The sequence below is a fragment of the Enterococcus sp. HMSC078F03 genome, assembly GCF_001811595.1.
Lineage (GTDB): Bacteria > Bacillota > Bacilli > Lactobacillales > Enterococcaceae > Enterococcus > Enterococcus faecalis.
Genome location: NZ_KV805560.1, coordinates 47,609 through 66,932, shown reverse-complemented (window position 1 = coordinate 66,932; position 19,324 = coordinate 47,609). Strand labels below are relative to the sequence as shown.

Sequence of the window (19,324 nt, the reverse complement as noted above, 5' to 3'; positions counted from 1 at the left end):
TGCGGGGCGATTAGTCGAATCGTGGGGCGAAAGGAGAAAAAAATGAAACCAAACCTATTACCAATGGATTTACAAATGTTTGCTGAAGGAGAAGGTGCTACAGACTTCACTTTCGATGATTTTAAGGCATTTGTAGAATCAAATGAAGAAGCACAAAAATTTGTACAATCACAGTCACAATCAGCTGCAGATAAACAATTAGAAGCTTGGAAACAAAATAATCTTGAAAAAATTAAGGAAACAACAATTAAGGAGTATGAAGAATCTAAGAAAAATAAAACTCCTGAACAAATTAAATTAGAAGAATTACAGGCTGAATTTGAAGCTGAAAAGGCATTACGTGTGACTAGTGATAATAAGGCTTTTGTTGCAGAAAAAATTGCTGGCTTAGATTGGGATGGAGATTTGAAAGATTCTATTTCTCAATTTATGTTAAATAATCTTGTTAGTTCAGATACTGAATTTACTAAGAAGGCTGTAGAAGGTTTTACAGAGCTTTTGGAAGCAATAAATGATAAGCATGCAGAAGCTATTAAAAATGTAGAAATGACTAAAGCTTTTGGTAATAAATCGCAACAAACCAACATGGTAACTGGTAATCAAACAAAATCGTTTGAAAATCCAGAGGCAGCATTAGGACAAAAATTACAAGCATTTATCGATTAGGAGGAAACTACAAATGAAAAAAAGTTCATTAAATAATCTTGAGTATTTAGATATTTCACAGGAAGTTAATGCATTACAAGTTCCAAATACACCATTTTTAAGCTATTTGTTAGGCGCAGGCAAAGTTGAAGCTGCCAAGTCAACTGAGATTAAATGGCGAGAATACGGCATGAATAATGATGATTCATCTGCTCAATTAGAAGGCGGAGAATACGCAGATGCGGAATCTGATCGTACATGGTTTAACAACTATACTGAAATTTTCAGAAAATCAACTTCTGTATCTGGCACATTAGATGCTATTAATGTAGATGGTGTAGGAAATGAATTGAATAGCCAAGTAGCTCTTCGTGCTACAGAAATGAAAATTGACTTAAATCGTAAATTGATTGTTGGTGTAAAGGCTGATGAATCTGGTTCTAAAGGTCGTCAGATGAACGGAATTTTAAATTTGATTAGCTCAACGAATAAAGTCGAAACAGCAGCTGCGGGGGCAGTAACAAGAAAAGATATTGATGCCTTATTTAAAACAATGTTCCAAAAAGGATACATGGGCGAAAAATTATGTTTAGTAGCACCTGATATGCAAGAATTAATGACTGATCAGTTGGATGAAAAATCAACAAAAATTGTGCAATTTGGCGATAAACTTACTTTTGGATTGCAACTTGGAAATATTGTCTCAAATTACGGCTCAGGAATTGCGTTAATTGAACCTAATTTACCTAATGGAACAATCGCAGCTATTGATACTAATTATGTAAAATTACGTCCACTACGTGAATGGCGTGCGGAAGAATTAGCAAAAACAACAGATTCAAGACGGATTGGATTAGTTGGTGAGTATTCAATTGAATACAAAGCTTCTAATTCTGGAGCAATCTTGAACTTGAAAGCCTAAAATATAATAACGAAGGAGGAAATTAAAAATGGCAACAGCAAAAAAAGAAGTAACCTATCGTGTGCTTGACAAGAAAAACTTTGTGGGCTTTATGCATCCTAAAACAAAAAAATTTATCACAGCAAACGAAAATAATGAATTTGTAGTTTCAGAAGATGACAAAGAAGCTATTGAGATATTAGAACGTGCTGCAGATACTTTTAAAGTTTAGGTAATGATGCTTTATGGTTGATGAAAAAAAAGAAGAAATCGTTGAGAAAATTCAATTGATGCTACCTAACGCTTCTGAAGATAGGATTTTGTCTGTTTTAAACCTTGTTATCTTTGAAATCAATTCTTACAATACTTGCAAAATTGATATTGCTTGGGACGAGTTTGAACAACTTATAATTGAGGTTATCTACAAAGCTTTAAAAAACGAAATAGATAAGTCTGTAGCTAGTGTAAAACGTGGTGATACATCAATTAGTTATGTAGTTGAATCAAAAGACATACAATCACTCATGAAGAACTATAGCAGTGCTATTAAACGTATTTTAGGCTGTGATAGCGGGGTGTTTTTCTATTGAATGAAGCAGAAATTTTAGCAGCTACTTATTTTGATACCTGTGTTATTGAGAGAATGAGCGATATTGAAAATACGGAAAGTGGGATTACTGAACAAGTTTATTTTCCAATTCATGTTGGCAAGTTACCCTGTGCTTTCTCTCAAGGAAGTATGGGGAACTTACCTGTAATAGAAAACAAAGAAGCGTTTAATATCTCTTATGAAGAACAAAAACTTTTTTTAGAACCTAATATAAAAGTTAAAAAAGGAGATAGAATAACTATTACTCAAGGTACAGGTCAAAAACATGTGTTATTTTCAAAAAAACCTTTTTATTATCCAAGCCATATAGAAGTAGTGCTATCAGGAAGTTCAATTGATGAGTAAAAGCGATCTTAGAATGAAATCAAATGCTGATAAAGTTATTGCAAATTTAAAGAAAATGACACCCATTGCTGAAAAAGAAGGTGCTGCAATGGTGAATGATTCGTTAGCTAAAATTTATCAGTTAATTGTACCTATGACACCAATTAAATCGGGTGATTTAAGACGAGGCTATCGAATCATTAAAGCTAGAAAGTTGTCTAGTGGTCGTATCGTGGGAGCATTGATTAATAATGAAAAATACTTTAGATATGTAAACGATGGCCACCGAACAAAAAATGGCGGATTTGTTAAAGGCAGATTTATGTTGCAAAAATCTAATAAATTAGCTAATGCAACATATATTCCGAAACGATTTAAACAAATGGCGATTATCATTGTTAAGAAAGGATAGATATGTACGATAAAATTTTAAAAATGCTTACTGACACAATAAAACAGTTCTCGAATGCGCCTATCTATCTTGATGATGTAATGCAATCGTCAGAACCGTTTTATTTTGTGTTAAGTCTTGAAGAGAGTCTGACTGATAATGTAGGTCAAAACGTTCAAAATAAAGCATACAATGTTGATATTGCACTGGTTGATAGTAAGAAAGATAAACAATTAGTAACAAGCCTAACAGAAAGCTGTGGGGCTTTTTTTAATGTGTTGAATTTGGACGGAAATGAATTGTTTCCAGAAGATTATCAAACGTTTAAAACAGACGGAATTCAACATATCAATTTTAATGTTGCGTTCCCACAATTAATTGAATGGAGTGAAAAATAGATGGCAAAAATGAAAAATGTAAGTGTCATTTCTGTAGAGAAGCCAACGTGGTTCCCACTAAAAGACGAAACGGGCGCTTTTCCAGTTTACGGAACGCCAATTACAATCGGTACTGCTGTCAGTATCAAACCAGATGTTACAACAGAAACAACGCCTGACTATGGCGATAGTGTAGTTCAAGATCAGTATGTTGCATTTGGTGGTGCAGAAGTTACTTTAGAAACAAACGGCTACCAAAATGAAGTTTTAGCTGAAATTACAGGGGGAAAAAATTAAAGGGTGGCGTATTGCGGTCTGCGGATGATATTGCATCAGATGGAGCATTTGCTTACCGTCGCCGAAAATCGAACGGTAAATATCGCTATACGATTTTCTATAAAGGAAAATTTGCTTTAACATCTGATGAAACATCTACATTAGAAGGAAGTTCAGTATCTTATACTCATCCAGAATGGACGGGGTCTTTCGTTGATGTTCCAGGGTTGGGTTATATGTATTCCGTGGATGAAGACGATGAAGGTGTCGACTTAGAGATGATTAAAAACTGGTTTACTGAGGTAATGGATCCACGTAAAGAAAATACTACTGCTGTTACTGGTGTAACTTTAGACCAAACAGAGTTAAATTTAAAAGTTGGCCAAACAGCAACCTTAACACCGACAATTACACCAGATAACGCCTCAAATAAAAAATATCAGTTCCGTTCAGAAAGTGAGGCTATTGGAACTGTAACACCAATTCAAGGGAAGGTTACTGCTGTAGGAGAAGGGACAACGGAAATCGTAGTCACAACAGAAGATGGTAACTTTACCGCAAAATGTACATTAAATGTAACAACAGCAGATTAAAAATAACAGTTTAGGACGACCTTGTCGTCCTATTTTATATGGAGGAATTAAAATGGCAAGTAAATTTCAACAAAAAATTAAATTAATGATTAAAGATGGAAGCAAATATACTACAAAACAATTCACGTCGGCAGAATTTTTACCAGGTTCAGTCATGGATACAGGTACGGATTTACAAATCAGGTTAGAAGAAGCAACAAAAACAAATGATATGGAAGCAATTCGTCCTATTTTAAGAGAATGCTATGACTTTATTGCTGACGTTATTTTTGAAAAACAGTTTACTGGACAAGAATATATTGACGGTATGGATGCTCGTGAATTATTGAAAATTACAGCTCAATTGTTAGGTTCTGTTACTTCTGGTTATGATGCAATTTATTCTGAACAGAAAAAAAAGTAACGGAACTTTTATATCATCCTCATTTTAAGTACACGCCACAATATCGAGAAGCAGAACTAAAAAGTTCGCTTCTTGAGAATGGGTGGACTTTAAATGAGATCGAAAACACAGATTTAAACGAGCTTTTGAAAATTTATGCATTTAAAGATGCTGTAGACGAATTTGAAAATATCAAATATCTTGATGAAAATACTATGTTCTAAGAGGGAGGGGGTACTTTTTGAACAATGAAGACTTAGTTTTAAAAATGATACTGGATGAATCTGGCTTTTCACAAGGATTAAATTCAGCAGTAAAAAAGTTACAAGGCTTTGATGTTGAAGTTGATAGAACAGGACAAAAAGGCGGCCGATCTCTTGGGAGCATATGGACGTCTTTTGTTGGTAACTTTTTAGCTAGCGGAGCAACTAAAATTATCTCTAAAGGTATTGGATTGATTACCAGCAACATCGACGGGGCCATTAATCGTGTAGATACGTTAAATAACGCAAATCGTGTGTTTGAAAATATGGGCTTTTCAGCTGGTGAAACATCTAAAACAATGGATAGCTTAAAGAAAAGTATCCAAGGGCTGCCTACGCCGTTAGATAGCGCTATTAAAGGTGTTCAATTAATCGCTTCATCAACAAATGATTTAGGTAAATCAGAACAGATTTTCGCAGCTTTAAATAACGGTATCCTCGGTTTTGGTGGTTCTGCTGAAATGGTAGAAAATGCTATTATCCAGCTGTCCCAATCGTTCTCAAATGGTAAAGTAGATGCTGAAACTTGGAATTCAATGATTAATAGTGGTTTAGGACCAGCATTAAACGCTTTAGCAAAACAGATGGGATTAACAGCTGGACAGATGAAAGCAGGGCTTTCTGATGGCTCAATTTCAGTTGAAGAATTTCAAGATGCTTTAATCAAATTAAATAAAGAAGGCGGTGGCGGTCTTAAATCATTAGAACAGATTGCTAAAGATTCTACCGCTGGTATTAAAACAGGTTTAGCTAACATGAAGACTGCAATCGTTCGTGGTGTGGCTAACGTTGTAACTAAAATTGACGAAGGCTTAAAAAGTGCAGGTTTTGGAAGTATTAGTGAAATCATTGCTGACAAAGGGGCAAAAATGGAAGCAGCTTTATCTAAATTTGCCGAGATGATTCCGCCAATGATTAAAACAGCCAAAACATTGTATGATACGTTAAAACCTTATGCTCCATTGCTTGCAGGTTTAGCTGGCAGTATTGGAACGTTGATGCTTGCTAAAAAAGTAAGTGCAGCATTCACGGCTTGGCAAAAAGCAACAGAAGGATTATCAATTGCGCAAGCGATACTTAATTCAACTATGTTGGCGAATCCATTTGTCGCTATTTTAGCTGCAGTTGTAGGTTTAGTTACAGGATTTATTTATCTTTGGAAGACTAACGAAGGGTTTAGGGATGCTGTTAAAAATATTTGGAAAAATATACAAGAATTTATTTCTAGTGCTGCAGAAACAGTTGTGAAAGCTTGGGATTCCACAATGAAATTTTTCAGTAACATGTGGGATGGCACAAAAGAGGCTTTTTCGAATGCTGGCACATGGATGAAAGAAGTACCTGGAAATGCAGCCGACTGGGTTAAAAATAAGTGGAACGGTACCAAGGAATTTTTCAGTGGACTTTGGAATTCAACAAAAGAAGGCTCAAAAAATACATGGGAAAATATTAAACAAAGTGCTGCTGACAGTGCTAAAAGTGTTGGAGAAAGTTTTAAAAATGGCTTTGATAATGTGAAAGATTGGTTTAAGGGTGTTGGAAAATCAATATCAGATGTTTTCACAACAGCATTTGATTTTGTCTGGAAATATATTGGTCCATATGTAACAGGAATCAAAAATGCGTTTAAAATGGTTGTTAACGCTATGAAAGCGAACATTGAAAATGTCAAAATGATCGCTGAAAATGTCGTCACCATTCTAAAAAATGTTCTATTAGCTCCAATTCTTTTCATTACATCAATGATCACAGGTGGATGGGAAGAGGCAAAAGAAAACATGATTGCCGTTTGGGATAATATTGCTGAAGCTGCTCAGACTATTTGGTTCGGGATTAAAAATATCTTTTATAACACTGTTACAGCTATTTCCTATTCAGTCACTTCTATTTTTAATGGATTGATGTTGACAATTAAAAAGATTTGGATTGATGTGAAGTTATTTTTCACCTTACTCTGGATTGACATTAAATATGGAGCGATCAACGTTTGGATTGAAATTAAATATTCTATCATCGAAACGTGGATAAATATTAAATTTGAAGCAATTAGAATATGGGAAAGTTTGAAAACTTGGTTCTTTGAAACAGTAGAAAACATTAAAAATTGTGTAATTGATGGTTGGAATAACTTAAAACAAGGCACAGTTGATACATTTAACGCAACTGTTCAATGGTCAAAAGATACCTGGAATAATTTTAAACAGTGGATTGTTGATCTTGTGACAGGTATAAAAGACGGCATCATTAACGGTTGGGAAAACTTAAAACAGGGAACAATTAATATTTTCAACAATTTGGTACAAGGTGCTAAAAATGCGTGGAATAATCTTAAAAGAAGCGTTAGTGATACAGTTGAAAATGTGAAGCAAACCTTTAATGATATGCGCCATATCGATTTATTTGAAATTGGTAAAAATATTATCCAAGGATTAGTTAACGGTATTGGTTCAATGATTGGTGCTGTGAATAAAAAAATTAAAGAAGTTGCTGGTAATATTAAAGAAAAAATCAAAGGTGCTTTAGGCATTCATTCACCTTCAAGATGGATGCGGGATATGATTGGTAAAAATATTGTATTAGGTGTTGTAGCTGGTATTGACCAAGAAAAAGGAACGCTTGACAAATCAGTGAAAAAAATGACCGATTTACCAACAGAGTTACCAAATTTTTCTACTACTGGCAGATATATCAACCAACAAGGAGCTCAAACAGAAAGCTTAGCTAAAAATAAAGGTAATGCTACGACTAATATTGGCGGTGATACTTTCAATATCAATATACAAGCTATGGGAAAATTAAATGAAAAACAATTAATGGATATGGCTAAAGACCTCGTTAAGTATATTCAAATTGTTAAAAATAGAGATAGTGATGCAACGGGGGGTGCTTTTGGTGGAATTTAAAAGAGGACAGTTTTTTCTTAATGGAAAACATAGTTCTGAATTCAATGTATTTATGAGAGAAAGACCTGAACGACTTTCTGCAGGACGTGTGGTAGAGCTTAGGGAGCGAATGGGTAATGATTCAATAGCCGTTGATTTTGCATATTATAAAAATGTAGAACGTACCATTACATGCTATGCGAAAGCAAATACTTTACAAGAAGTTTCTTTTTTAGAAGATGAAATTTCCTTTTGGCTCGATATGGGAAACTATTCTGATTTTATTGTCTATTTTGATGAGCATTATATTTATCAGGCGATTGTAACGAGTCCACCAAAATTTACAGGAACAAGAAAAAGCGGGTTTTTAATTCCTTTTGAATTTACTGTAAGTATCCGACCTTTTAAGAAAAATCGTATTGGCCAATATTGGATAAGTAATCCTAATCAGTTAATCAATACAGAAAAATATCCTTCAGAACCCATTATTCAGATTTTGGGGTCTGGGGATATTTCTTTTTTTATCAATAATCAATCATATTCATTAAAAGCAATTAACGGTGACATCATTATAGATTCAGAAAAACAAGAAGCTTATAGAAAATCAGGCGGAGCATTTGAAATCTTGGATCATAAAACACTTTTTAAAGATTATCCGATTTTAAAATGTGGAGAGAATAATTTTCGCTGGACTGGTAAAGTAACAGAGTTTAAGGTTCAGCCGAATTGGAGGCGAAAGGTTTGATTCCAGTTATTTTTAAACCTGGAGAAAAAGATTTTTCAACAAATGGATTAGGACGTCTTGTTGATGCGACACGTTGCGAAATCACTGAAGAAGCAAACGGAAAATATGAACTAGAAATGGACTATCCAGCGATTAGCAGATTTAGTGATTATTTCGAAAATGGCTATCAAATTAAAGCAAAGCCAAATGACTTAGAAGAATACCACATTTTTGAGATCAAACAAACGTTTAAAGATACTTTTACTAATAGCATTGTTATTTATGCCCAATCTCGTACTTATAAGCTAGGAAACAGACAAGTGAGGCTAGTAACAGTTGATAATCGTAATGGTGCAGAAGCAATGAAATTAATCGAACAGAACATGGACGAACCTTGTGATATCAAACTATATTCTGATATAAATACAGCTTCTAGCACTACATTTGAAGCTAGAAATGTATTGAATTGTATTGCAGGGGAACAAGGTTCTCTACTTCAATACTGGGGCGGAGAAATAAAACGAGAGCCTTTTAAATTATCTTTGCTAAGGCGTAGAGGACGAGATAACGTTGGAACTGTTCGTTATGGTAAAGATTTAAAAGGATTAACCATTAAATTTGATTGGCAATCAATTGTTACTAAAGTTTTGCCATTTGCAGAGCTTCAAAGTGGAGCAGACGGAACTTCTCAACGGATTTATGGAAATGCAGTTAAAAGCGAATATATCAGTAAGTATCCTGATGTTTACGCTCAATACATTCAGTTTACTGAAGATCAAGGAGTAAAAGATATAGCTAGCTTAAATAAAGTGGCAAGTAAATACTTCACTACATTATATCCAGGAAGTGATAAGCCTAAAGTTTCTATTGAATTAGAAATTGAGAAACTTACAGATTCAGAAGAAGCAAAAGAATTTGCTAAGATGCGTAACTATAATTTATTCGATACATTCACTGTATACCACAAGCTTTATGATATTGACATTCAAACGAAAGTTACAGGAATTGTCTATGATGCTTTAGCAGAAAAAACAATAAAAATCACTGCGGGAGATATCCAAGTTGCTTTTTATAAACAGCAAAGCCAAGACTTTCAAGAAGCTATAAAAACATTGACAAAAAAAGAGTATATGAGTGATTTTGTAGATTATATTACTAATTTGATTAACGGTGTTGAAGGTGGAAGTATACTTCAATATCCTAAAAATCGACCTAATACCCATTATTACTTAGATACGGAATCCACGGATACTGCAAAAGATGTGATTGCAATTAATAACAAAGGAATTGGATTCTCAAGAACTGGTTGGAAAGGTCCATTTAAAAATGCGTGGGGAATTAATGGAGTATTGAATGCGGACTTTATAGGAGCTGGCAAAATAAAATCTAATATTTTTGAAACATCATTTAATAGCTGTGGAGATATTTTACGTATGGTAAACGGTACTTTACAAGCTTGGAATAATAAGAAAAAAATCATGGAATTAACTAAAAAAGGGATGGAGTTTTGGAATGGTAATAGTCACGTTGGCACGATGGGAACAAAGGGAAATCCTTTTCCAGGGTTAGCAGATAAAAATGGAAATCCTGTAGTTTCTGATGGGAATTCATTACTATTAGTCGCAGATAATCCCCAAAAAATTATTGGTTTGTCTAACCAATCAGGCACAGGACATTTAATTACTGGTCCTACACAGTTTTTTGTTGGAAATAATTTTAACTTTTTTGGTCCAAATGGAAGTAAAGCAATTCTGACAGTTGATCGATTGATTGTGGGCGGCAAAGAAGTTATACCTGGTCAAAATGGTGGTGGCGGTTCTGGAGCTGGAACAGGTGGTTATCCATCAGAAGTTACAAGCGATGCAGATAAATTTGCTTGGGACTTATGGAGTTACCTATTAGCTAACGGATACAGCAAAGCAGCTGCTGCAGGTATCCTTGGAAATGTACAAGGAGAAGTTGGTCCAAGTATGAACCCAGATACCGAACAAATAGGCGGTCCAGCTTACGGATGGGTTCAATGGGACGGTTCAGCATATCCATTGGTAGGCGCACCAACTTGGAATGGCCGAGAATATGTACAACGCTTAATCGCAGCTGCAGGTATCAAACAAGACTATAGGACGTCATTAGCCCAAGCTCAATTAATTAATTGGTGTATGTTCAATGGGCAATGGTTAGGACAAGTAAGTCCATTAACAGTTGATGAATTTAAAGTTGTCAGCTCGCCTAAAACAGCTGCTTATGCGTTTGAATTAAACTTTGAACGTCCAGCTGCAGCACATCCAGAAAGACAAACCTATGCACAAGTATGGTATGACAAATTCAAAGATTTGAAAGCTTCTACTGCAACAGGAAAAGCTGGCATAGAACATTTGGAGACCTTAATGGGCAAATGGCTTGGTAATGGGCAATGTTATGCCGTTCCAGCCGAATATTCTGGTTTTATGGGCGGCTGTGGTTTAGGTGCAGGAACAATTTATGGCTTTTCACATGTAATTGGTGATACATCATCTGCTGCAGATATTGGTGAAGCATATGATTGGAATGCGGTAGGTTGGCGAGTAATCCAAAATCCAACGTATCAAGATTTAGTGGTAGGAGCAATCGTCAATATTAGACGAGGTGGCCAATGGGGAACAGGTTGGACAGTAGACCCAACATATGGTCACACGGGCGTGATTTACGGCTTAAATAACGGACGTATCCAAACCATAGAACAGAACGCCGAGCAAGGGCAAATTGTCGCAAAATATGACCGATTATATTTTGCTAATTCTATTCAATCGATTGTTATTCCACCAAAATAACGAAAGGAGGATTTTTCAATGGTTAAATGGCAAGCAACGCTAAGTACAACTGAACCTTACAATTACATTGGGATTCAGAATGTACGACAAGGAAATCGAAACACAGAAGTCTTAGAAGCCATACTAGTTGAAAATGCTTGGCCACTTGATTTAACAGGTTGCGAAGTTTTTTTTGAATCGGTTATTGATAATAAATATCCGATTCAACGTTCAGCAAAAATTGTGAATGCCAAAAAAGGGATTATTCAGTATACCTTTGATGAATATTCTATGCAGTCGTTACACAGACAAGAAGCATATTTCAGTATTCATAAAGGTGATAACCTGATTGGTGCAACGCAAAACTTTTCTTACTTTGTAGTGAATGCTGCTTCGAAAACAGAAGGTGAAATGGGTTCTTATTGGCAGTCCATTGAAGATTTAATCGCGGACATGAACGCTTTTATCAACGAAAATAAGGGTGATTTTACTGATTGGATGAATGCTAGAAAAGAAGAGTTCGAAGCGTGGCGAGATGCGCAAAAAACAGATTTCACTTCATGGTTCGAATCAATCAAAGATATTTTAAAAACGATTGATCCTGGCGGTACGATGTTAGCCGAGCTAATGGATGCACGTGTAGACATTCAAGGAGTGCGCCATAATTCAATTTCTGAACGTTTATTGGCAGATATGGAATATTTGTATCAGAAATTAGAGAAACGCTTATATACGTTAGAATATGGCGAAATAAGTGACTTGATTATTTTACAAGATGATGCTTTTTCACTGAATCATGAAACAGAAATTGTTGGAACAGTTGATTATCCTGCGATCGATGGGGCATTGGTTATCGCAACAGTTGATGATACAAAACAGAACGCTTATGTGTTTGAAAAAGTGGGTGAAATAAGTGGTTAAAGCAAAACGAATGATGGAAACCGATGAAAATGGCGTGGAACGTCAGTTTTATCCTATTACACATGCATCCGCTGTTCGAGGATTAGAAAAAATTATTGCGGGTCAATCAAAAGTATTATCTGTTAATGGATATACTGGGGCAGTAATTATCACTAAAGCAGATCTAGGCTTAGAAAATGCACTGACAGAACTTCCTTATGCGACAGAAGAAACAGACGGTATTATCACTGCTGAAATGTTTCAACGGTTGTCAAATGGCGAGGGAGGCGTGTACATTCTTCCAATCGCTACCGCAGATGAACTGGGCGGAATAAAGGTTGGCCAACTGTTAGAAATTACAGAAGACGGAACGTTGTCTGCGGTAAAGCAAACAGATCAAAATTTCACCACTGAACTAAAATCGAAACTGGAAGAGTTGAAAGGTTATACTGCTGGAGCGAATATTTCTATTTCAGAAGATGGTGTTATTTCAGCAACTGGTGGTGGCGATGGCGGCGGAGTGAATCAACAATATGTTGACCAAAAAGTTCAAGAAGCCATTGACAGAATACCTGATATTACGTTTGAGAGAGTAGGGGAAGTTGAATGACAGATATTGTTAAAGTAAAACAAGGAGGAACACAGGTATTTCCTCAAACACATTGGAATGCTGTGGAAGGGAAACCAGAAGTATTGAAAGGTGAAAAGGGAGACCCAGGTCCACAAGGTCCAAAAGGAGATAAAGGAGACGTTGGTCCGCAAGGTCCAGCAGGGCAAAATGCAACAACGACAGACGTTGCAACCTCAATAAAAAATGGCTTGATGTCTAAAGAAGATAAAACAAAGCTAGATGGATTGCCAGCAATTACGTTTGAAAAGGTAGGGGAAGTGTAATGACAACAGATATTGTTCAATTAAAAGAAAAAGGAAAACCAGTCTATCTTAAAACACATACTGCCGCAATTGATGGGCTTGAATCTTATATAAAAAAAATAGATGCGGACAAAGCATATCAAAAAATTACCAAAAAAGAACCGTTGTGGACAGGTGCATGGTATGGCGGAGCTGCAGGAAATGGGCAAGTACCTTCTAAGTCTCTTTCACAGTGTGAGAATGGTTGGATTTTACAATGGCAAGAATATACCAAAGAAGGAGCTTTGAACGGTGCGTGTTATCACTTTTTCTTAGTGCCTAAACAGCATGCGCAGAATCCAGGTTCTGGGGGAGTTATTTTCCTTTTACATGGATACTATACTAATTTAGTACGGAAATATTTATATATTAAGGATACTAAAATTACTGGAAACGACTTAAATGCCTCTTCTAGTGATACGGCTGGTTCAGGCAGTAAAATGTTTGCGTTAAGTGCGATTTATGAATACTAGGAGGAAAGAGAACATGAAAATTTGGATTGATGATATTCAAGGTTATTTAGACGGATATTCCACAATGGAACAACCGAATAAAATTGAACTTGAAGTAGAAAAAGAGCCAACAGATTTTTTTAATTATCGCTGGGACGGAACAAGCTTAATATACGATCCTGATAATGTGCCAGAACCAGAGCCAACGCCACCTACGGAATTGGAACTTTTACAAAAGCAAAATGCGGAATTAATGAAGCAAGTTTCTCAGCAGAATCAAGTTATTCAACAAACACAAAGAATGACTGGCGAATTGATGAAACAAGTCGCTGAACTTACGAAAGGAGCGGAATAAGATGAAAACGAATGCTTTTCCAGGTTTCGATAATATTAAACAGTTGTATGATTGGAATTGTTATACAAAACAAGATTTAGTAGATTACGTGAATATGAATTGCTTAACAAAAGAAGAATATACAAAAATTTGTGGAGAACCGTTTAGCGAAAGCTAAGCGGTTTTTCTTGTAAGTAGAAAGTAGGTGCAGGATGAACTTAACAGTAGAACAATGGTTAACAGTGATTACATTCTTAGGGGGAATTATTTTCGCATTAATGAAATTTTATCATGTCTTTTCTCAATTAGAAGATAGCATGAAAGAACTAAAGGAAGCTGTTGAACGTTTAAATAACCATGAAATACGCATTAGCCGATTGGAAGAGCAAAATAAAACCCTCTTTAGAGGGATTGGAGGAAATAAAAATGATTAATTGGAAATCAAGAATAAAGAACAAACAATTTTGGCTTTCGATTATTCCAGCAGTTCTATTATTAATTCAAGTAGTAGCAGTTCCTTTTGGATATAAATTTCAAATTGAAATGATTAATAAGCAACTGTTAGATGTTGTTAATGCATTATTTGTTGTGCTAACTATTCTAGGTATTGTGACAGATCCCACAACACCTGGATTATCAGATAGGAAAGGAGATAAATAAATGAAAAAGAAACTATTGGCAACGTTACTGGTAGTCTTATTTTTTGTATCACCAATTAGCACATTTGCTGCAAAAGGAGACCAAGGCGTTGATTTGTCTATTTGGAATGGGTATCAAGCAACATTTGGTTATGCACATGATAAATTCTCAATTTCACAAATTGGTGGGCAAAACAACTATGGGATTTATGATCAAGTTACTTATTCTAGTCAAGTAGCTAGTACGATTGCTCAAGGTAAACGAGCGCATACGTATGTATGGTGGCAAAACGTCCTTACCTACGAAAATGCAAAGCAAGTATTAGATTACTTTTTACCTAAAGTTCAAACACCAAAGGGATCAATTGTCGCCTTAGATGCGGAAGACGGCGTTCAATCGACGGATGTAACGCTATGGGCGTTAGACTATATCAAAGAGGCTGGATATACACCGATGCTTTACGGATACAAAGGGTATCTTACTTCATCTTATGATTTATCACGAATTGCAAAGAAGTATCAATTATGGATGGCAGAATATCCAGATTATGAAGTGACACCTTATCCAAATTACAATTATTTTCCTTCATTTGAAAATATCGGTATTTTTCAGTTCACGTCAACCTACGTTGCAGGAGGGCTAGATGGTAACGTTGATTTAACAGGTATTACTGATAATGGTTATACAAAGAATAACCAACCAGCAACAAACACACCAGCTATTGAGGAAGGTAAAGAAGTAGAAAATACGCCAAGTTCCGATGTTAAAGTGGGCGACACTGTTAAAGTGAAATTTAGTGTTGATGCTTGGGCAACTGGCGAAGCTATTCCGCAATGGGTAAAAGGAAACAGCTATAAAGTACAAGAAGTAACTGAGAGCAGAGTATTGCTTGAAGGTATCTTGTCATGGATCAGCAAAGGCAATATTGAATTATTGCCAGATGCGGCAACTGTTCCTGATAAACAACCAGAAGCGACTCATGTGGTACAATACGGCGAAACATTATCAAGCATTGCTTATCAATACGGAACAAACTATCAAAGATTGGCTGCATTAAATGGATTGACAAATCCAAATCTTATTTACCCTGGCCAAATTTTGAAAGTAAATGGATCAGTAGTAAGCAACATTTACACAGTTCAATACGGTGATAATTTATCAAGTATTGCAGCTAAGCTTGGTACGACTTATCAAACCTTAGCTGCATTAAACGGATTAGCAAATCCTAACTTGATTTATTCTGGTCAAACATTGAGCTATTGATTTTTTGCAAAATCGGTTGAAATTTAGAGGTACCTCATTTACAATAGAGTTACCTTTTCATATTATGACTCTTTTCGATTTAGAAAAGAGGTGCTCCTATCTTATGCCAAGTCCTTAGGTAGGAGCATTTTAATTTTACTCATACGTAGCTTAGTTTAAAGCTATTGTATTACATAAGAAAACACCTACCACAGATGCACGTACTTCCCCAAGCAGTTGTCTGTGCGGTAGGTGTTTTTTTAGATTTTACTTGTTAATCATAACCGATTTTCTTTTTTTATAACAAGGTTAAGCTTGAATTTATGAAAAGGATAATGTGTACGGAATTTATCCTAATAAAAAATAGAATTAGCCTATTTCTAAGCTACTATTACTTGAGAACAGTTTCCTTTTAAATAAGTGGAAAATTGTAGTACAGCTACTTTAGCGATATTCCTTAATATCCCAGTTCTAATTTAAAGCCAAACACAATTTTGTTAATAAGTTGTGAATAATTTTATTGGTTGAATTAACAAAACTAATTTGCTAGAATAATAAAGCAATTACTTGTAGTAAAAGACTACAGGCCCCTTGTATCATAATTGTGCAAGGGGGTTTTTGTATCGTATATTTATATTTCATGTCTAGAGTAGATGGATTATAACCTTTTTATAGTATTGGTCCATCATGTTTTAATACACTCATTTGCTTTATAGGAAATAGTATGGTATTATAAATAAGTAATCAATTTTGACATGTAACGAGAGCGCTATACATAAGACTATAATTCTCCTTTTGCTTATCAAACATTTTTTGCAACAAATCGCATACAGGGTATGCACAAGGAGGAAACATATATGAACAACGGTACAGTAAAGTGGTTTAACTCAGACAAAGGTTTTGGATTTATTACAGGTGAAGATGGCAATGACGTATTTGCTCATTTTTCAGCAATTCAAGCGGATGGTTTTAAGTCATTAGAAGAAGGACAAGCAGTAACTTTTGACATTGAAGAAGGACAGCGCGGTATGCAAGCTGTTAATATTTTTAAAGCATAATAAAGGTTTTGGTAAAACGTTCCAATTTAATTGGAACGTTTTTTTTATAAGATTAAATTGATAGGCTCTGAATGTTGAAAGCGAAAGGAGATCATCATATGGGATTTGGAAAATGGAAAGAAATTATACCATCAGATAAAAGTAAACAGTTTGAAGAAGGACAGAAAGTATCATTTATTTACAGAAAAGAAATTAGAAGTGGTATAATAGCTGTTTTATTAATTAATTCAGCAGTAATTAATATTATAGACAGTTCTAAGCCAAAAAACAAAAAAGAAAAAACAGTAATTAGTTATGAGAAACTATTATCGATGTATCAATAAAAAGACCCTAGTTTAGATTAGGGTCTTTGTGTTAAACTTAAGACAAGGATTTATGGCATACTCTTTTTTCTAAACATATTCTTTACTTGTTAAAGGATCTGTTATTTTTATTTAAAAATTGTTAGCTAGTTAGAGCAAATGGTTCGTAATCATTCGGTTGATTGTTCGAATTTATCATAGTAGTTAAAACGAAATTATCTTGTGTATATAGAAAACACCTACTGAAGACGCACAATACTTCCCCAAGTTGTGTATGTTTAGTAGGTGTTTATTTATAATTGTATATTTGAATTATAAATAAAATACAATTGTTTTGTAAAATGAAAACTTGAAATTTAAAAAAGAAAGCGGTAAAATATCTTTACCAAACAATTTTATTTTTCATTTTATTACTACCTCTTGTCGCCTTACCCCAATGAGGCGGCTTTTTTTACATAAAAATATTGAACTCAAAAAATAGATATTGTAAAATATCTATACATATTTAAACTCTTATTTTTTCACGCAGACCGCCTTTTCTCAATAAGGTGGTCGTTTTTTTGTTGAAAATTGAAAATCAGTAAAGTAAAATTGTTATATATTAAGCTATAACTAGTAAGAACTATTTTATCCCCAATAAGCTAGTTATTACTTGGACCATTAGCTCAGCTGGTTAGAGCAAACGGCTCATGACTATTCGGTCGATGGTTCGAATTCATCATGGTCGATAATAGAATTAGACAGGTAGTGAATTATTTTGAAAAGAACAGGAATTCTCTTAGTGAATTTAGGAACACCAAAAGATTCTTCCAAGACGGAAGTAAGGAAGTATTTAAAAACTTTTTTATCAGATAGAAGAGTAATAAAAATACATCCTATAATTTGGAAACCGATTTTGAACGGTATTATCTTGAATATACGTCCAAAAAAATCAGCAAAACTCTATCAAAAAATTTGTACTGAAAATGGATTTCCTCTTTTGGAATATACTGAGAAACAAATGGAAAATTTGAAAAATATATGTCCAGAAGTGGAAGTTACAATCGGAATGTCATATAGTGAACCGAGTATAGAAACTGCTCTAGATACATTATTATCAAAAGAGATTGAAGAACTCAATGTCATACCAATGTATCCGCAATACTCTGGGACAACGGTAGGATCGGTGTTTGATTCCGTTATGAATTATTTTATAAAAAGTGATAGGATAGTGGATATTAAATTTATTCGATCATTTTACAATAATCCACAGTATATAGATTACTTTTCAAAAAAAATAAATGAAGCTTTGAATGAAAGTCCAATAGATGCTATCGTTTTTTCATACCACGGAATTCCTATGTCTTATGTAAAAGATGGGGATAACTACCCGAAGGAATGTACTAAAACAACAAAATTAATAATGGATAAATTAGGAGATATTCGTTATTATCAAACCTATCAATCGAAATTTGGGCCATCTGAATGGTTAAAACCAGCAACTGATGATACCTTGAAAAAATTACCATCAAAAGGTATTAAAAATATATTAATTGTTGCACCAGGTTTTGTTGTAGACTGTCTAGAAACAATAGAAGAATTGGAACACGAAAACAGAAACTATTTTTTAGAAAATGGCGGGGAAGTCTACAAATATGTTCATCCATTTAATGGAGATATTGAATTTGCAAAATTAGTAAAGGACATTATTTCTTTGTAGTAATTTGTTTTAGTTTTTTATTTTAGTTTGAATTTGTTAAACAATTTATTCAGGGTTTGCACGAATATATTTACTGGTATAGCATATAGTAGAATTAAGCAAAAATTAAACGGCTTATCTCCAGTTCAGTTTAGGAAATAAGCCGCTTAAAAAAGCTTGATTTTTTTGCACTGCAGTTCGAGTCCTGTATGGTCCATAAAAATACGTTGTATGAAAAGTCAATTCTTTTTAGATATTTTTGACTTCCCAATTTGATATACTGCGGAAAGTATCTGAGAATTTATTTAACACATTTTTTATTTACTAAAGAAAGTAAAGATCAGAGCTGTGCAAATAGAAATGATTAAAAACATCCCAATATCATCATCTAATGTTTCAAAAACTTCAACAGGTTTCATAAAATGTTTAATTATTTTTTTCATTGTATTCACCTCAAAAAGAGAATAGAATGAAATATTCTACTTATCCATTGATATATCTAACGATTGACTTACAAAATTGAAATAAAAGTCTAAAAGTCAGTTGGTGTGATTATTATTATAATACAAAAAAGACCTCCATTCTTTTAAGAATAAGGTCTTTTTTTTCGTAGTCGCCTTCTAGGCAAACTAATTCAGTTAGCCGTATTC

24 protein-coding genes, 1 tRNA gene and 1 pseudogene are annotated in these 19,324 nt (G+C 34.4%); 25 read left to right on the top strand and 1 reads right to left on the bottom strand.

Annotated features, from left to right (window positions below; translation table 11 throughout):
• The first annotated feature begins 42 nt into the window (after positions 1 to 42).
• The 25 genes and pseudogenes from HMPREF2810_RS07605 (at position 43) to hemH (ending at position 18,695) form a co-directional block, all read left to right on the top strand.
• Positions 43 to 666, top strand: a complete 624-nt coding sequence (locus HMPREF2810_RS07605) for a capsid assembly scaffolding protein Gp46 family protein (RefSeq protein WP_002389133.1) — start codon at positions 43 to 45, stop codon at positions 664 to 666.
• A gap of 13 nt (positions 667 to 679) precedes the next feature.
• The gene (locus HMPREF2810_RS07600) at positions 680 to 1,567 is read left to right on the top strand and encodes a DUF5309 domain-containing protein (protein ID WP_002357030.1); all 888 of its coding nucleotides are present in this window, start codon (positions 680 to 682) and stop codon (positions 1,565 to 1,567) included.
• Between the two features lie 28 nt (positions 1,568 to 1,595).
• On the top strand, positions 1,596 to 1,778 hold the full coding sequence (locus tag HMPREF2810_RS07595) for a hypothetical protein (RefSeq protein ID WP_002357032.1): 183 nt from the start codon (positions 1,596 to 1,598) through the stop codon (positions 1,776 to 1,778).
• 13 nt (positions 1,779 to 1,791) lie between these two features.
• Positions 1,792 to 2,136 carry a hypothetical protein gene (locus tag HMPREF2810_RS07590; protein ID WP_002357033.1) on the top strand — a complete coding sequence of 115 codons (345 nt, stop codon included), beginning with the start codon at positions 1,792 to 1,794 and terminating at the stop codon, positions 2,134 to 2,136.
• A complete protein-coding gene (locus tag HMPREF2810_RS07585; protein ID WP_002357034.1) occupies positions 2,133 to 2,501 on the top strand; it encodes a hypothetical protein in 369 nt (122 codons plus the stop codon). The genes HMPREF2810_RS07590 and HMPREF2810_RS07585 overlap by 4 nt, the downstream gene beginning before the upstream one ends.
• Positions 2,494 to 2,892, top strand: a complete 399-nt coding sequence (locus HMPREF2810_RS07580; protein ID WP_002357036.1) for an HK97 gp10 family phage protein — start codon at positions 2,494 to 2,496, stop codon at positions 2,890 to 2,892. The genes HMPREF2810_RS07585 and HMPREF2810_RS07580 overlap by 8 nt, the downstream gene beginning before the upstream one ends.
• Before the next feature lie 2 nt (positions 2,893 to 2,894).
• Positions 2,895 to 3,269 carry a phage tail terminator family protein gene (locus HMPREF2810_RS07575; RefSeq protein ID WP_002357037.1) on the top strand — a complete coding sequence of 125 codons (375 nt, stop codon included), beginning with the start codon at positions 2,895 to 2,897 and terminating at the stop codon, positions 3,267 to 3,269.
• A pseudogene (locus tag HMPREF2810_RS07570) lies at positions 3,270 to 4,117 on the top strand (major tail protein).
• A 52-nt stretch (positions 4,118 to 4,169) separates the two neighbouring features.
• On the top strand, positions 4,170 to 4,520 hold the full coding sequence (gpG, locus tag HMPREF2810_RS07565; RefSeq protein WP_002357039.1) for a phage tail assembly chaperone G: 351 nt from the start codon (positions 4,170 to 4,172) through the stop codon (positions 4,518 to 4,520).
• A 247-nt stretch (positions 4,521 to 4,767) separates the two neighbouring features.
• On the top strand, positions 4,768 to 7,665 hold the full coding sequence (locus tag HMPREF2810_RS07560) for a tape measure protein (protein WP_002403869.1): 2,898 nt from the start codon (positions 4,768 to 4,770) through the stop codon (positions 7,663 to 7,665).
• Positions 7,655 to 8,389: a tail protein gene (locus HMPREF2810_RS07555; RefSeq protein ID WP_002403868.1), complete on the top strand. Its 735-nt coding sequence runs from the start codon at positions 7,655 to 7,657 to the stop codon at positions 8,387 to 8,389. The genes HMPREF2810_RS07560 and HMPREF2810_RS07555 overlap by 11 nt, the downstream gene beginning before the upstream one ends.
• Positions 8,371 to 11,178, top strand: a complete 2,808-nt coding sequence (locus tag HMPREF2810_RS07550) for a phage tail spike protein (protein WP_002384367.1) — start codon at positions 8,371 to 8,373, stop codon at positions 11,176 to 11,178. Before HMPREF2810_RS07555 ends, HMPREF2810_RS07550 begins: the two co-directional genes overlap by 19 nt.
• 18 nt (positions 11,179 to 11,196) lie before the next feature.
• Positions 11,197 to 12,078, top strand: a complete 882-nt coding sequence (locus HMPREF2810_RS07545) for a phage baseplate upper protein (protein WP_002357044.1) — start codon at positions 11,197 to 11,199, stop codon at positions 12,076 to 12,078.
• Positions 12,071 to 12,667, top strand: a complete 597-nt coding sequence (locus HMPREF2810_RS07540) for a hypothetical protein (protein ID WP_002357045.1) — start codon at positions 12,071 to 12,073, stop codon at positions 12,665 to 12,667. The genes HMPREF2810_RS07545 and HMPREF2810_RS07540 overlap by 8 nt, the downstream gene beginning before the upstream one ends.
• Positions 12,664 to 12,951, top strand: coding sequence for a collagen-like protein (locus HMPREF2810_RS07535; protein WP_002357046.1), 288 nt, complete (start codon positions 12,664 to 12,666; stop codon positions 12,949 to 12,951). The genes HMPREF2810_RS07540 and HMPREF2810_RS07535 overlap by 4 nt, the downstream gene beginning before the upstream one ends.
• The gene (locus HMPREF2810_RS07530) at positions 12,951 to 13,442 is read left to right on the top strand and encodes a hypothetical protein (RefSeq protein ID WP_002364194.1); all 492 of its coding nucleotides are present in this window, start codon (positions 12,951 to 12,953) and stop codon (positions 13,440 to 13,442) included. Before HMPREF2810_RS07535 ends, HMPREF2810_RS07530 begins: the two co-directional genes overlap by 1 nt.
• 13 nt (positions 13,443 to 13,455) lie before the next feature.
• Complete coding sequence (locus tag HMPREF2810_RS07525) at positions 13,456 to 13,776, top strand: hypothetical protein (RefSeq protein ID WP_002389262.1); 321 nt, start codon at positions 13,456 to 13,458, stop codon at positions 13,774 to 13,776.
• A 1-nt stretch (position 13,777) separates the two neighbouring features.
• A complete protein-coding gene (locus tag HMPREF2810_RS07520; RefSeq protein WP_002364192.1) occupies positions 13,778 to 13,933 on the top strand; it encodes an XkdX family protein in 156 nt (51 codons plus the stop codon).
• 34 nt (positions 13,934 to 13,967) lie between these two features.
• Complete coding sequence (locus HMPREF2810_RS07515; protein WP_002403864.1) at positions 13,968 to 14,189, top strand: hypothetical protein; 222 nt, start codon at positions 13,968 to 13,970, stop codon at positions 14,187 to 14,189.
• Entirely contained in the window at positions 14,182 to 14,415 is a 234-nt protein-coding gene (locus tag HMPREF2810_RS07510; RefSeq protein ID WP_002384371.1) for a phage holin, read from the top strand. Before HMPREF2810_RS07515 ends, HMPREF2810_RS07510 begins: the two co-directional genes overlap by 8 nt.
• The gene (locus tag HMPREF2810_RS07505) at positions 14,416 to 15,657 is read left to right on the top strand and encodes a LysM peptidoglycan-binding domain-containing protein (protein ID WP_002370962.1); all 1,242 of its coding nucleotides are present in this window, start codon (positions 14,416 to 14,418) and stop codon (positions 15,655 to 15,657) included.
• Positions 15,658 to 16,493: 836 nt separating this feature from the next.
• Entirely contained in the window at positions 16,494 to 16,694 is a 201-nt protein-coding gene (locus HMPREF2810_RS07500; protein WP_002357053.1) for a cold-shock protein, read from the top strand.
• A gap of 71 nt (positions 16,695 to 16,765) precedes the next feature.
• A complete protein-coding gene (locus HMPREF2810_RS07495) occupies positions 16,766 to 17,017 on the top strand; it encodes a hypothetical protein (protein WP_002357054.1) in 252 nt (83 codons plus the stop codon).
• Between the two features lie 633 nt (positions 17,018 to 17,650).
• Positions 17,651 to 17,724, top strand: a tRNA-Ile gene (locus tag HMPREF2810_RS07490).
• Positions 17,725 to 17,753: 29 nt separating this feature from the next.
• The gene (hemH, locus tag HMPREF2810_RS07485; protein WP_002364185.1) at positions 17,754 to 18,695 is read left to right on the top strand and encodes a ferrochelatase; all 942 of its coding nucleotides are present in this window, start codon (positions 17,754 to 17,756) and stop codon (positions 18,693 to 18,695) included.
• Between the two features lie 296 nt (positions 18,696 to 18,991).
• Here the strand turns inward: hemH and HMPREF2810_RS16055 are convergent, their stop codons facing one another.
• Positions 18,992 to 19,117 carry a hypothetical protein gene (locus HMPREF2810_RS16055; protein ID WP_002364184.1) on the bottom strand — a complete coding sequence of 42 codons (126 nt, stop codon included), beginning with the start codon at positions 19,115 to 19,117 and terminating at the stop codon, positions 18,992 to 18,994.
• Positions 19,118 to 19,324 lie beyond the last annotated feature (207 nt).